Here is a 13,924-nt window from a genome sequence, read left to right on the forward strand (position 1 = left end):
GCGGCGAGGACCGCGTAGTCGCCGCAGCCGGGGCACCAGCGGACTTCCTGGTCGGACTTGAAGTCCTTCATCGACTGCTTGGCTTCGGCCTTCGGCACGAGGTTCAGGAGCGTCTCACTCATCGATGGCCTCCTTGAGCGCCGAAGCGAGCTGCTCGGCCTTGAACGGCATGCCGTTGACCTGGGTGTGCGAGCGGGCGTCGACCAGGTACTTCGCCCGTACGAGTGTGGCGAGCTGGCCGAGGTTCATCTCCGGCACGACGACCTTCTCGTACCTCTTGAGTACGTCTCCGAGGTTCCTCGGGAAGGGGTTGAGGTGGCGCAGGTGGGTCTGGGCGATGGGGTGCCCCTCGCGGCGCAGGCGGCGGACGGCGGCGGTGATCGGCCCGTAGGTGGAACCCCAGCCGAGGACCAGGGTTGTGGCGCTGTCGGGGTCGTCGACCTCGATGTCGGGGACGGTGATGCCGTCGATCTTGGCCTGGCGGGTGCGGACCATGAACTCGTGGTTGGCCGGGTCGTAGGAGATGTTGCCCGTACCGTCCTGTTTCTCGATGCCGCCGATGCGGTGTTCGAGGCCGGGGGTGCCGGGGACGGCCCACGGGCGGGCCAGGGTCTGCGGATCGCGCTTGTAGGGCCAGAAGACTTCGGTGCCGTCGGCGAGTTCGTGGTTGGGGCCGGTGGCGAACTGGACCCGCAGATCGGGGAGTTCGTCGGTGTCGGGGATCCGCCAGGGCTCGGAGCCGTTGGCGAGGTAGCCGTCGGAGAGCAGGAAGACCGGGGTGCGGTACTCCAGGGCGATCCGGGCGGCCTCGATGGCCGCGTCGAAGCAGTCCGCCGGAGTCCTCGGCGCCACCACCGGCACCGGGGCCTCGCCGTTACGGCCGTACATCGCCTGCAGCAGGTCCGCCTGCTCGGTCTTCGTCGGCAGACCCGTCGAAGGCCCACCACGCTGGATGTCCACGATCAGCAACGGCAGCTCCAACGACACCGCCAGACCGATCGTCTCCGACTTCAGCGCCACACCCGGCCCCGACGTGGTCGTGACGGCCAGCGAACCACCGAAGGCGGCGCCCAGCGCGGCGCCGATACCGGCGATCTCGTCCTCGGCCTGGAACGTCCGCACACCGAAGTTCTTGTGCCGGCTCAGCTCATGCAGGATGTCCGACGCCGGAGTGATCGGATACGACCCCAGATACAGCGGTAGGTCCGCCTGCTGCCCCGCCGCGATGAGCCCGTACGAGAGAGCCAGGTTGCCTGAGATATTGCGGTACGTGCCGGCCGGGAACGCCTTCGTCGCCGGGGCCACTTCGTAGGACACCGCAAAGCTCTCGGTGGTTTCGCCGAAGTTCCAACCCGCCCTGAAGGCCGCGATGTTCGCCTCCGCGATCTGCGGCTTCTTCGCGAACTTCTGCCGCAGGAACTTCTCCGTGCCTTCGGTGGGCCGGTGGTACATCCAGGACAGCAGCCCGAGCGCGAACATGTTCTTCGAGCGCTCGGCCTCCTTCCGGGACAGCCCGAAATCCTTCAGCGCCTCGATCGTGAGGGTCGTGAGCGGCACCGGGTGGACGTGGTAGGCGTCCAGGGAGCCGTCTTCCAGGGGCGAGGTGTCGTAGCCGACCTTGGCCATCGCGCGCTTGGCGAACTCGTCCGTGTTCACGATGATCTCGCCGCCACGCGGCACATCGCCGATGTTCGCCTTCAACGCGGCCGGATTCATCGCGACCAGCACGTTCGGGGCATCCCCCGGGGTCAGGATGTCGTGGTCGGCGAAGTGCAGCTGGAACGAGGAAACACCCGGCAGCGTGCCGGCAGGAGCCCTGATCTCGGCCGGGAAGTTCGGCAGCGTGGACAGGTCGTTCCCGAACGACGCCGTCTCCGAGGTGAACCTGTCACCCGTCAGCTGCATACCGTCACCGGAGTCACCGGCGAACCGGATGATCACCCGATCGAGTCGGCGCACCTCTTTGTGGATCGGTGCCCGCTCGCTCAACACACCGGCGTCCGCCGGGTCGAGAAGCGTCATGGGGATGTCCTTAGGGGAGATGAGGAGGGAGAACGAGGTGGGGAGAGCGGCGCTTGCCCGCTCAGTCGGCCGCGGCGAGGGCGATGGCCGCCGCGTACGACGGCAAGGGGGTCGGTACGTCGTGGAGGGTGAAGTCGCCCACCTCGGCCGGTACGTCGGACACGCCCACGTACGGGTCGGCGACGCCGTACGCGAGGCCGACACCTGTCGCCTTCAGGTACGCCTCCTTGCGCGTCCACACCCGGGCCAGCGCCCCGGGGCGGACCGCGTCCGGCATGGCGCGCAGCGCGCTCTGCTCGCGCGGGTGCAGGGAGGGCAGGAGTTCGTCGGTGATGGCCGGGCGCGGGAGGCCCTCGACGTCGGCGCCCACCCGGAGCCCCGAGACGGCGATCAGGGCGAGCCCGTCGCTGTGCGAGAGCGAGAAGTGCGGGCCGCCGTCGGCCAGCGCGGGCCGGCCGTGCGGCGCGCCGCAGCACGGGCACTCCTCACGGACCAGGCCGAGCGCCTCCGGGGCGAGCCCCGTGTACCCGCCGAGGACCAGGCGCAGCCCGATGTGCGCGGCCCGGTAGCGGTGCCGGTCGCCGGGACGGCGCAGGCGGGCCGACCGTTCCCGTTCCTCGGGGCTCAGGGGCACCTCCTCGGCCGCCACCGGGTGGCCGCCGACGATCTCGCGGTCCGTGTCCAGCCACCACAGGGCCACCTCGCCGCCGCTGGGCGGCCGGCCCGGCTCCGGAAGGGTGCCCTCCGGAATGTGGAGGGTGGGGAAGACGGGACGGGATACGCCGAGGATCTCAGCCATCGACGCCGCCGACCCCACCGGCCATGCCGGCCCCACCGGTCCCGCTAACCCCACCGGCCCCGCCGACCTCGGCGAGTTCGCGGATCGTGGGCGTGCGGAACAGGTCCCGCAGCGGTACGGCGGGCAGTCCGCGACCGCGCAGCGCGGCGCTGATCCGCACCGCGAGGAGGGAGTTGCCGCCGAGCTCGAAGAAGTCGTCGTCCAGGCCGACCGGCGTGCCGAGCATCGCCGACCAGACCTCCTGGAGCACCGCCGCCTTGCCCTCGCCCTCGGCCTCGCCCGCCGCCGCCGCGGCGACCGGCGGGGGCGTCGCCGTCCGCGTCGGCTCCGGCAGTCGGTCCGCGTCCAGCTTGCCGTTGGTGGTCAGCGGCAGGGAGTCGAGCGGGGTGACGGTCGCCGGGAGCATGTAGGCGGGCAGGACGGTCGCGGCCCGCTTGCGTACCCCTACGGGGTCGAGGTCCGCCGGGACGACATAGGCGTCGAGGCGGGCGGTCGCGGGGTCCGACGGGTCGTCGCGCCGCACCACCACGGCCGCCGCGCGGACGTCGGAGTCCTCCAGGAGTACGGAACGGATCTCGTCCAGCTCGATGCGGAAGCCGCGAATCTTGACCTGGCTGTCGATCCGACCGAGGTGTTCGAGGGTGCCGTCGGGGCGCAGCCGGCCGAGGTCGCCGCTGTGGTACTGGCGGCCCTCCGCGTACGGGTCGGCGGTGAAGCGGGCGGCCGTCAGCTCGGGTTGACCGAGGTAGCCGAGGGCCACGCCCGCGCCGCCGACGCGGATCTCGCCCGTGACGCCGGGCGGGACGAGCCTGCCGCGCGCGTCGGTCACGTACAGGTGCCAGCCGGGCAGCGCGGGGCCGACGGACCTCGAACCGGCGAGGGACAGTTCGCGGGTGAGCGTCTGTGCGGTGACGTGCACGGTCGTCTCGGTGATGCCGAACATGTTGACCATGCGGCACTCGTCCTCGGGATGCCGGTCGAACCAGCGCAGCAGCATGCGGGCGTCCAGCGGCTCGCCGCCGAAGACGACGAGCCGTACGGCGAGCGGGGCGTGGTCGGTCTCCAGGAGCTGGGAGAAGGCGGAGGGCGTCTGGCTCAGGACCGTGACGCGCTCGCGCCGAAGCAGGTCGCGGAACTCCTCGGGCTCACGGGAGACGACGTACGGGACGACGACGAGCCGTCCGCCGGTCAGCAGGCAGCCCCAGATCTCCCAGACGGAGAAGTCGAACGCGCCGGAGTGGAAGAACGTCCAGACGTCGTCCTGGCCGAGCCCGTACTCGGCACGCGTCGCGTCGATGAGCGCGACGACGTTGCGGTGCGGGACGACGACGCCCTTGGGGCGGCCGGTGGAGCCGGAGGTGTAGATGACGTACGCCGGGTCGTCCGGGCCGCCGACCCCCGGCAGTTCGACCGACCCATCAGACTCGACCGACTCGACCGACCCGGCCGGTACGGTCGTCAGGAGGTCGTCGGGCGTGACGGGCGTGCCCGCGTCGGCCGGGTACTCCGCGTGCCGGGTGATCACGAGCTCCAGGCCGGCGTCCTGCGCGGTGTGGGCGAGGCGGTCGGCCGGGTAGGCAGGGTCGGTGGGCACGTAGGCCGCGCCCGCCTTGAGTACGCCGAGCATGGCCGCGACGATCTCGTTGGTGCGCTCCAGGCAGATGCCGACCCGGTCGCCCGGCGCCACCCCGCGCGCCACGAGGCCGTGGGCCAACCGGTCGGCCAGGCGGTCGAGTTCGCGGTACGTGAGGGTCGTCGTACCGTCCCCGACCGCCGGGGCGTCCGGGCGGGCGGCGGCCATCCGCGCGAAGACGTCGGTGAGCCGCTCCGGGGTGCCGGACAGGACGGCGTCCGGTCGGCCGAGGGCGGCGACGCGCTCGCGCTCGGCGGCGTCGAGGAGTTCGGCGTCGTCGGCGGGGAGAGCCGGGGTCTCGCCGAACTGGCGGAGGACATGGGCGAGATGGCGCAGGAAGCCGTCGACGATCTCGGGTGAGAAGTGACTGCGGCGGTACGCGGCCCAGAGCCGGCCGCCGCCCTCTCCCCCGCCCGGCAGCACCGTGACCGTGAGCGGGAACGGCGGTGCGAGGCAGGGCAGGTACTCCCCCGAAGACGCCCCCGCGTAAGGGAACGGCCCCTCCCCCACCGCCGGTTCGAGGAGACCCGCGGTCACCGGGCGGTCCGTCGGTGACGGTACGGCGGCGAGCAGCGAGGCGAGCGTGGTGTCCGCCGGGATCGCGCAGGCGAGGGCTCCGCGCCGGTCGGTGGCGAGCGTGATGTCGCCGGTGGCGCCGTGGCCCTCGTAGCGGTGCAGGGTGAGGGCGAGGGCGGCGAGCAGCGCGGACGGGTCGGCCCCGGCGGGCAGGTCGAGGGAACGGGTCCCCCAGGCGCCGGAGCCGCTCGTGCCGCCGCCCCAGTCCGGTGCCGGGCCCGCGGCGACGGGCTGGGTGGTCGCGGACTGGGTGGTCGCGGACTGGGTGGTGGCGGCCTCGGAACCGGCCGTCGTGACACCCTCGGCCGCCGCCCCGGCGGCCAGGACGGCGGCCAGGCCGGTGAGGGCGTTCCGGTCGAGTACCGAACGGTCGGCGACGACGACCAGGTCCTCGACGCCGTCCGCGTGGCGCAGCAGCACGCACCGTACGGCCGGGGTCGGCCGGTTCAGCTCGGTCTGCCTGCGGCGCAGGGCCGCCGGCTCGTCCGAGCCTGCCGCGACGTCCTCCACCCACAGCCGCCAGGGGCCCACCGCGCCCAGCCGGGCGGTCAGCTCGGCGGCGGTCACCCGGCTGCTCAGCCGGACCCGTAGGGCGTGGCAACGCTCACCCACCATGGGGTGTCCTCCCTCTCAACTCTCACAACGGTCACAACTGCTGGTCCCGCACGGTCAGCGCGCGGTGAACCCGCCGTCCACGGTCAGCACGGAGCCGGTCACCTGGCGGGCGTCGTCCGAGACGAGGTAGACGACGGCGGCGGCGACGTCCTCCGGCTCGATCAGGGCGTTCATCGGCTGCGCCTCGGTGAACGTCTGCTCGTGCTCGCCCACCTCGACCTCCAGGGCGCGGGCGATCTCCGCGAGCATCCGGCCCTCGGCGGTCGAGTCGTCGCGCACCGAGCCGGGGCAGACGGCGTTGACCCGGACCTTGGTGGGCGCGTAGTCGAGCGCCGCGGCCTTCGTCAGGCCGACCAGGCCGTGCTTGGCGGCGACGTAACCGGCGAAGTGCCGGTAGCCGACCAGTCCTGCGGTCGAGGCGATGTTGACGATGGAGCCGGAGCGGCGGGCGCTCATCGCCCCCGCGACCGTACGGATCACCCGCCAGGCGCCGGACAGGTCGACGTCGATCATCAACGCCCACTCGTCCTCGCCGATCTCGTGCGCGGGACGGCCCGAAGGGGCCGCGATCCCCGCGTTGTTGACGGCGGCGTCGATCTGGCCGAAGCGCTCCTCGGCGAGGGCCACCGCGGCCTCCACGGAGGACAGGTCGCGGACGTCGCAGGCGGCGGTGAGCACGGCGGCGCCGTTCTTGCGGCAGAGCGTGGCGGTGTGCTCCAGCTGGCCACGGGTGCCCAGCGGGTACGGCACGCCGTCGAGGTCCTCGCAGAGGTCCAGGAGCGCGAGGTCGGCGCCCTCGGCGGCGCAGGCGACGGCGGTCGCCCGCCCGAGGCCACGGGCGGCGCCGGTGACGAGGACGGTCTTGCCGGTCAGACGCACAGCTCCGCCTCCTCGGCCGACTTCGCCAGCTCCTCGGCGACGATCCGGAGCAGGTCAGGCGCCGACTCGGTGAGGTACATGTGGCCGCCGTCCAGTTCGACGTGGCGGTGGCCGGCGTCCGTGGTGCGGTCCCACGCCTCGGCCTCGGAGCGGCGGACGAGGGTGTCCGCCGTACCGCGCAGGGTGGTCACCGGGACCGCGAGGAGCCGGTCGTCGGCGGGTACGTACGACTCGTGCATCTCCACGTCGGCGCGGAGCGTGGGCAGGACCAGCTCGCGCAGCTCGGGGTCGTCGAGGGCCTCGTCCGCGTAGCCGGCGAACTCGTTGACGCGCGCCAGGAACGCGTCGTCGTCGAGGCCGGTCGCGCGGGCGGCGCGCGGCTCGGCCGGGTGCGGGGAGCCGCTGGCGAACAGCCGGACGAGCCGTACGTCCGGGGTGGTCGCGAGGCGGCGGGCCAGCTCGTACGCGAGGACCGCGCCGAGGCTGTGGCCGAACAGGGCGACCCGCCGCGGACGAGCCTCGTCGGGCAGGGCGGCGAGGGCCGTCAGGAGGTCGGCGTGGAGGGCGTCGGCGGCGGCGTGCGCGTCGCGGAACGGCTCCTCGTCGATGAGGCGTTCGCGGCCAGGGAGCTGAAGCGGCAGGACGTCGAGGCCGAGCGGCTCGGCGTGACGCTGCCAGGGGCGGTAGAAGGAGGCTCCGGCGCCGGCGAAGGGCAGGCAGACGAGCGTGGTGCGGTCGGACATGTCAGCGTTCCCCGATCTGGTCGACGGTCGCCGTGGCGGTCGCGTCGACGGTGGCGTCGGCGGCCTCGGGCTCGGGTGCGTCGGCCGGCAGGCGGACGTCGTAGGTGATCGGAAGCTTCACCAGGCCACGGCTGGTGGAGTTGTCGAAGAGCCACTCGAGCTCCTCGGCCGGCACGGCCAGGCGCAGCCCGGGGAGGCGGCGCAGAAGGGTCGTGAAGGCTATCTGGCCCTCGACCCGGGAGAGCGGCGCGCCGACGCAGAAGTGCGGGCCCTGGCCGAAGGCGAGGTGGCGGTTGGCGCTGCGGGTGATGTCGAGCCGGTCCGGGTCCTCGAACGCCTCGGGGTCGCGGTTGGCGGAGCCCATGAGCAGGTGGACGAAGGCCTCCTTGGGGATCGGGCAGCCGCCGATCTCCATGTCCTCGGCGGCGACCCGCAGGGTGCCCCGGTAGACCGGGGACTCGAAGCGCAGGAACTCCTCGACCGCCGAGCCGGCCAGATCGGGCCGGGAGCGGAGCAGTTCGAGCTGGTCGGGGTGGGTGAGCAGGGCCTGGACGCCGTTGCCGATGAGGTTGGCGGTGGTCTTGTGACCGGCGATGATCAGCAGGACGAGGGTGGAGACCAGCTCGTCGTTGGTGAAGCGGCCCTCCTCGTCGGCGGCCCGCAGCAGGATGCTGACCAGATCGTCGCCGAGGTCGGCGCGCCGGTCGGCGAGCAGGTCGAGCAGGTAGCGCTCGATGTTCTCGCTGGCGTCCTTGAGCTTCTCGTTGGACTCGGCGTCCGGGTACGGGGCGCCGCTGAGCCAGTTGCCCCAGCTGTGCAGCTGCGGCCGGTCGGCGACCGGGACGCCGAGGAACTCGCAGATGACCCGCATCGGCAGGGAGAAGGCGAACTCCATCAGGTTCGCTTCGCCGTGCTCGGGCAGGGCGTCGATGAGCTCGTCGGTGATCTCCTGGATGCGCGGGCGGAGCAGCTCCATCCGGCGCGGTACGAAGGCCCGGCTGACGAGCTTGCGCAGCCGGGTGTGCTCCGGCGGGTCGGCGGTGAGCATGTTGCGGATCAGTACGGGACTTGCGTCCTTGACGAGGTCCCGGAACCAGGCCGGGGCGTTGTCGATCTGCTTCGAGAGGCGGGGGTCGCTGAAGGCCTTGAGCGTGGTCTCGTAGTCGGAGACGACGTAACCCTCGCCGCCCACCGGGTAGTTGATCGCGTGGACCGGGCAACCACTGGCGCGCAGCTTGGCGTTGCCGGTGTGGAGGTCGTTGCCCTCGGGGGCGGTGAAGAACTCGGGGGGAAGCTGGTCCGTGGTGCGGGGCAGCTCGGTGGTCATCGGGTTTCTCCTTCCTTGTCGGAACGCTTGTCGTCGGAACGCTTGGTGTCGGAACGCTTGGTGTCGGAACGCTTGGTGTCGGAGTCCGACGCTTCAGCGGTGGGTGCCGCGTCGGCCTGCGCCGTGTCCGCGTACGCCTCCGGGGGCGCGAGGTTGCGGATGCGCGGGCTGAGGGTGGGCAGGGCGGCCAGGCCGGAGACGACGGCCATGACGGTGAACACCCAGACCGGGCCGGCCGTGTCGAAGACGGTGCCGATGGCGAAGACGCCGACGGGCGCGGCGATCATCGACATGAACATCACGGCGCCCAGGACCCGGCCCTGCGCCTTGTCGGGCACCATCGCCGCGAGGTAGGCGAGGAAGAGCGCGCTGGTGATGGGACCGCGCAGGAACACGCAGGCGACGATGATGCCGAGGGGGATGAGCCCGGAGACGTTGGCGAGCAGGATCGCGGCCACGGGCCCGATCCAGGCGGCGGCCAGGAAGAGCTTCGCCGGGGCGACCTTCTTGATGACCGGTCCCGCGACGAGCGAGCCGACAAGGCCGCCGATACCGGCGATGGACAGCAGCATGCCGGTGAAGCTCGCGGAGGCGCCCCGGCTCTCGGCGGTGGCGATCAGGGCGAGGAAGACGCCGGAGTGGGTGAACGCCATGTTCGAGCCCATGATCCAGACGATCAGCAGGCGCAGGACCGGCTGGTTGGCCAGGATCTTGAAGCCCTCGGCGGTGTTGCGCTTCTCCCCCGGGGAGATCTGCTCCACCTTCATCGGCTTGCGGATGAACAGCAGCAGGACGGTGGAGACGAGGAAGCCGATCGAGGCGCTCAGGAACGGGAACGCGCGCGCCACGCCGAAGAGGGCGCCGCCGACGGGCGGGCCGCCCATGGTCGCCGCGAAGTAGCGGACCTGGTTCTGGGCGGTGGCCTGGGTGAGCTGGGAGGGCGGGACGAGCTGCTTGATGGCGGCGAGTCCCGTGGGGTTGGAGATGCCGAGACAGGCGGCCGAGCCGACCGCGACGGCGAAGACCAGGACGGGGTGGGTCTGGTCGGCGAAGATCAGCAGGCTGAACACGCCGAGCAGCACGACCCGGACCAGGTTGCAGATGATCATCAGCAGCCGGCGGTCCATGCGGTCCGCGAGCGTGCCGCCGGGGATGGAGAGCAGGCTGGCGGTGATGAGCTGCGCCGAACCGACCGCGCCCGCGTAGAAGGCGGAGCCGGTGGAGGCCAGGATGAGCAGCGGGTACGCCACCTCCGCGGTCTCCTTGGCGAGCGCGGCGAACGCCTCGCTGGTCCACAGCGCCTGGAAGTCGCGGTTCTTCAGGAGCGGCTTCTCGCCCGGCTTCTCGGCCTGCTTCTCGCCCGGCTCCTTGTCCTGCCGTACGTCCTGCCCTGCGTCCTGTCCTCCGTCCGGCGGTACGACCTTCTCCTCGTCCGCCGTACTGCCGGGCGGTGTCTGCGAGACCGTCATGAGTCCTCCCTCTCCTTGTGTTCGTCCGCTGTGAGTGCCTCGTCGAGGCGTGCCGCGAGCTCGTCGACGTACGGGGGCCGGAGCATCGACCAGTGGTCGCCCGCGACCGGGACCACGCGCAGCCCCGCCGGGTAGAGGCCCGCCAGGCGTCGTGCGAGCCGGGCGGCCGCCTCCGGGTCCGCGTCCGCCTTGAACAGCACGGCCGGGCAGGTCACCGGGACCGGCCGGTGGGCCAGTACGGCCGCCTGGCCGGTGAGGAACCGGCGGCGCGCCTGGGGGTCGCGGCGGAACGGTCCCGCCGTCGGGCCGACGCCGAGCAGGGTGTCGAGGCCGGCCCGTACCCCGCCGAGCAGGAAGTCCGGGGCGGCGGCGACGGGCAGCGGGCGGGTGTCGGGTACGTAGCCGTCGAGGGAGACCAGCAGGTCCACCTCCCGCCCCTGGCGGATGAGCAGCCGGGCGGTCTCGTGCGCGACGACGGCGCCGAAGGACCAGCCGCCGAGCGTGTACGGCCCCGTCGGCTGGGCCCGCAGCAGGGTGCGGGCGTGCGCGGCGGCGAGGGTGCGGATCGTGCCGCCCCGGGACGCGTCCCGCTCCAGGGCAAGGACCGGGCGGTCGCCGTCGAGGGCGAGCCTGGCCGCCAACTCCCGGTAGGGCAGGGCGTTTCCGAGGGCGTCCACGACGAGGAAGACAGGGCGTCCGGCGCCCTCCCGCAGGGTGACCACGCCGGGGGGCAGCGCGGTGACGGCGTCGGTCCGGCCGGGCATCCGTCGCTCGACGAGCTCGACGAGTCCGGCGAAGGTGCCCTTCAGGGCGAACTCGGTGACGGAGACCTCCGCGCCGAGCCGTTCGCGGACGGCGGTGGTGAGCGCGAGGGCGAGCAACGACTCGCCACCGAGGACGAAGAAGTCGTCTCCGTCGCCCACGGCGGCCACGCCGAGGGTCTGACGCCAGATCTCTTCCAGGACGGGCCGCAGGGCTCCGCGCGCCGCCGGGTCCTTGGCCCGACCGGGCGTCGCCGGACCCCCCGGGCGGCGCGCACCCGTTTCCCGGTGCGCACCCGTTCCCCGGTGCGCGCCCGTTTCCCGGTGCGCGCCCGTTCCCCGGCCCGCACCCGGTGCCGGTTCCGGATCCGGGTCCGGGTCCCCGCCCAGGAGCGGGTGCGCGGGCAGCGAGCACCGTACGGGCCGGGACTCGGGGTCGGCGTACCGGGTCTCCAGGACCGGGTCCAGGGCGCGGTCCACGCCGAGTTCCCAGAGGGCGCCGATCGCGTCGAGCAGCCCTGTCTCGGCGTCGACCCGCCCGCCGGGGGCGAGCCGTACGGTCCGGTGGCGGGGGTTCCAGCCGGGCGCGACCCGCAGGGAGCCGGTCATCGAGCCGCCGGGGCCCAGTTCCAGGTACGTCGTGCAGCCGGCGGCCAGCAGGGTGGCGGTACCGGCGTCGAGCCTGACCGGCTCGCGCAGGTGCGCGGCCCAGTGGCCGGGGGCGACCACGGACTCGGGATCGGCCCAGTCGCCCGTGGTGTTGGAGATGTACGGCAGCCGTGGCGGGCGGGCGGGCATCGACGACAGATGGTCCCGCACCGCCTCGGCTGCCGAGTTCATGGCCGGCGAGTGGAAGGCCCGCCGGGTGTGGACGGGGGTGACGCGCAGTCCGGTGAGCGCGTCCCCCGCGAGAAGGGAGTCCATGGCGGTTTCGGGGCCCGAGAGGACCGCCGAACCGTTTCCGCGTACGGCGACGGTGACACCGCTGTCGACGGGCAGCCTGGCCTCGACGTCGGCGGGGGCCGCCTCGACCACGGCCATCCGGCCGGGTCCCGCGTCGCGCATGGCCACGGCCCGGCGATGGACCAGGCCGACGGCGTCGGGCAGGGGCCACACCTCGGCGAGCGCGGCGGCGGCGTACTCGCCGATGCTGTTGCCGAGCATGGCGTGCGGGGTGACGCCCCACGCGGCCAGCTGGCGCCCGAAGGCGAAGCCGAGGGCGAAGAGGCCGAGTTGCTGGTGGACGGTGTCCGCGTACCAGTCGTCGGCGTCCGGGGCCTCGGCCGGCTCGTCCACCTCCACCGGGACGATCACCGGATCCAGGTCCACGCCGCAGTCGTCGTACGCGATCTTACGGATCTCGTCGAAGGCCGCGCGGAACTCCGGCAGCAGCCGGTACGCGGCCTCGCCCGCGGCGCTCTTGAGGGTGCCCTGCCCCGGGAAGAGGAAGGCCACCTTGCCCAACCGCCCGGGGGTGCCGAGCCGTTCGGCCGCACCGCTCGCCGCGCGCAGCGCCTCCGCCGCGTGGGCGTGGTCGCGTACGACCACGGCCTGACGGTGTCGGTGGACGCGACGGCCGGCCAGGGTCAGGGCCACCGCGTCGAGTTCGAGTTCGTGCCCGAGTTCGGGGCTGTCGGGATCGGTGGTCGCTTCGGCGAAACGATCCGCCAGAGCGTCGTCCAGGCGCGCGAGGGAGGCCGGGGTGTACCCGGACAGCGGCAGCAGACGCGGCCCGGTGACCGGCACCGCGGCCCCACCGACTCGCCCCGCGGCCCCGTCGACGCGCCCCCCGGCGCGCCGACGCGACGGCGGGACCGTCGGCGCCTCGGTCAGCACCGCGTGCGCGTTGGTGCCGCCGACGCCGAACGAGCTGACCGCTCCGGCCCGCCGCTCCTGGCCCGTGCGGAGTTCCCACGGGCCGAGGGACTCGGCGACCTTGAACGGCGAACGCTCCAGTTCGAGGAGCGGGTTGGCGCTCGTGTAGTGGGCCGTCGGGTAGATCTCGCGGTGTTCCAGCATCAGGGCCGTCTTGATCAGGCCCGTCACGCCGGCCGCCGCCCCGGTGTGGCCGACGTGGCCCTTGACGGCGCCGAGCGCGCACCAGCCGGTGCCCTCGCTCGCCGGCCCGAAGACCTCGGTGAGCGCCTGCACCTCGATGGGGTCGCCCAGCTGGGTGGCCGTTCCGTGCGCCTCCACGTGTCCGATCGCGGTGGCGGGCAGCCCGGCCGCGTCCAGGGCGGCGCGGATGACCTCGCTCTGGCCGCCGGCGGAGGGCGCGGTGTACGCCATCTTGTCCGCGCCGTCGTTGTTGACGGCCGTGCCCGCGATGACGGCGGCGATCCGGTCGCCGTCGCGCAGCGCGTCGGCGAGCCGCTTGAGCACGACCACGCCCACGCCCTCGCTGGGCACGGTCCCCGCGGACCTGGCGTCGAACGGACGGCAGTGCCCGTCCGGCGCCAGGATCCCGCCGGGTTCGAAGAGGTAGCCCCACTCGCCGGCCGGCATCACTGTGACGCCGCCCGCGAGGGCCGCGTCGCAGTCGCCGCCCCGCAGCGCGCCCACCGCGAGGTGGACGGCGGTCAGCGAGGTGGAGCAGGCGGTCTGCACGGTGATCGCGGGCCCGCGCAGGCCGAGCTTGTACGCCACCCGGGTGGCGACGAAGTCCTTCTCCCGCCCGATGTACCGGGCCAGTTCGCTCAGGGCCGCGTCGTTGCGGCCCGGCCCCGAGCGGTCGGCGCCCGCGTAGACGCCGATCCGGCCGCGGAACCGTACGGGGTCGAGCCCGGCGTCGTCGACGGCCGTGGCCGCGCACTCCAGGAAGACCCGCTGCTGCGGGTCCATCGCGGCCGCCTCCGCCCGGCTGTACCGGAAGAAGGACCAGTCGAAGCGGCGGGAGTCCTCGATGACGCCCATGGCCGGTACGAAGTTCTCCCGGCCCGCGTACGCGGGGTCCACCCCGCGCGCGAGCACCTCGTCGCGGGTGGGGCGGCTGATGCCGTCCCGGCCCTTCCGCAGCAGCGCGCGGAAGGCGCGGACGTCGGGCGCGCCGGGCAGCCGGCAGGCCATGCCGACGACGGCGACGGCGTCTTCGAGGGACATG

At 73.2% G+C, this 13,924-nt stretch carries 8 protein-coding genes and 1 pseudogene; all 9 read right to left on the reverse strand.

What is annotated here, in order from left to right; translation table 11 throughout:
* Positions 1 to 122: pseudogene (locus ACGFYP_RS30295) on the reverse strand (2-oxoacid:ferredoxin oxidoreductase subunit beta); the annotation flags it as partial.
* Positions 115 to 2,022, reverse strand: a complete 1,908-nt coding sequence (locus ACGFYP_RS30300) for a 2-oxoacid:acceptor oxidoreductase subunit alpha (RefSeq protein ID WP_393500256.1) — start codon at positions 2,020 to 2,022, stop codon at positions 115 to 117. The pseudogene ACGFYP_RS30295 and the gene ACGFYP_RS30300, both read right to left, overlap by 8 nt.
* A 61-nt stretch (positions 2,023 to 2,083) precedes the next feature.
* On the reverse strand, positions 2,084 to 2,821 hold the full coding sequence (locus ACGFYP_RS30305; protein ID WP_393500259.1) for a 4'-phosphopantetheinyl transferase family protein: 738 nt from the start codon (positions 2,819 to 2,821) through the stop codon (positions 2,084 to 2,086).
* Complete coding sequence (locus tag ACGFYP_RS30310) at positions 2,814 to 5,645, reverse strand: amino acid adenylation domain-containing protein (protein ID WP_393500262.1); 2,832 nt, start codon at positions 5,643 to 5,645, stop codon at positions 2,814 to 2,816. The genes ACGFYP_RS30305 and ACGFYP_RS30310 overlap by 8 nt, the downstream gene beginning before the upstream one ends.
* A gap of 54 nt (positions 5,646 to 5,699) precedes the next feature.
* Positions 5,700 to 6,524, reverse strand: a complete 825-nt coding sequence (locus ACGFYP_RS30315; RefSeq protein WP_361963797.1) for an SDR family oxidoreductase — start codon at positions 6,522 to 6,524, stop codon at positions 5,700 to 5,702.
* The gene (locus ACGFYP_RS30320) at positions 6,515 to 7,267 is read right to left on the reverse strand and encodes a thioesterase II family protein (RefSeq protein WP_393500266.1); all 753 of its coding nucleotides are present in this window, start codon (positions 7,265 to 7,267) and stop codon (positions 6,515 to 6,517) included. The genes ACGFYP_RS30315 and ACGFYP_RS30320 overlap by 10 nt, the downstream gene beginning before the upstream one ends.
* A gap of 1 nt (position 7,268) precedes the next feature.
* The gene (locus ACGFYP_RS30325; protein WP_393500269.1) at positions 7,269 to 8,594 is read right to left on the reverse strand and encodes a cytochrome P450; all 1,326 of its coding nucleotides are present in this window, start codon (positions 8,592 to 8,594) and stop codon (positions 7,269 to 7,271) included.
* The gene (locus tag ACGFYP_RS30330) at positions 8,591 to 10,063 is read right to left on the reverse strand and encodes an MFS transporter (protein WP_393500272.1); all 1,473 of its coding nucleotides are present in this window, start codon (positions 10,061 to 10,063) and stop codon (positions 8,591 to 8,593) included. Before ACGFYP_RS30330 ends, ACGFYP_RS30325 begins: the two co-directional genes overlap by 4 nt.
* The gene (locus ACGFYP_RS30335; protein WP_393500275.1) at positions 10,060 to 13,923 is read right to left on the reverse strand and encodes a type I polyketide synthase; all 3,864 of its coding nucleotides are present in this window, start codon (positions 13,921 to 13,923) and stop codon (positions 10,060 to 10,062) included. Before ACGFYP_RS30335 ends, ACGFYP_RS30330 begins: the two co-directional genes overlap by 4 nt.
* Position 13,924 lies beyond the last annotated feature (1 nt).

Source organism: Streptomyces sp. NPDC048370 (assembly GCF_043200825.1).
Taxonomy (GTDB): domain Bacteria; phylum Actinomycetota; class Actinomycetes; order Streptomycetales; family Streptomycetaceae; genus Streptomyces.

What these genes read in the sequence shown, in the direction of transcription:
- ACGFYP_RS30300 (WP_393500256.1), bottom strand. Translation starts at nt 2,022, where the DNA reads ATGACGCTTCTCGACCCGGCGGACGCCGGTGTGTTGAGCGAGCGGGCA.
- ACGFYP_RS30330 (WP_393500272.1), bottom strand. Translation starts at nt 10,063, where the DNA reads ATGACGGTCTCGCAGACACCGCCCGGCAGTACGGCGGACGAGGAGAAG.
- ACGFYP_RS30305 (WP_393500259.1), bottom strand. Translation starts at nt 2,821, where the DNA reads ATGGCTGAGATCCTCGGCGTATCCCGTCCCGTCTTCCCCACCCTCCAC.
- ACGFYP_RS30320 (WP_393500266.1), bottom strand. Translation starts at nt 7,267, where the DNA reads ATGTCCGACCGCACCACGCTCGTCTGCCTGCCCTTCGCCGGCGCCGGA.
- ACGFYP_RS30310 (WP_393500262.1), bottom strand. Translation starts at nt 5,645, where the DNA reads ATGGTGGGTGAGCGTTGCCACGCCCTACGGGTCCGGCTGAGCAGCCGG.
- ACGFYP_RS30335 (WP_393500275.1), bottom strand. Translation starts at nt 13,923, where the DNA reads ATGTCCCTCGAAGACGCCGTCGCCGTCGTCGGCATGGCCTGCCGGCTG.
- ACGFYP_RS30325 (WP_393500269.1), bottom strand. Translation starts at nt 8,594, where the DNA reads ATGACCACCGAGCTGCCCCGCACCACGGACCAGCTTCCCCCCGAGTTC.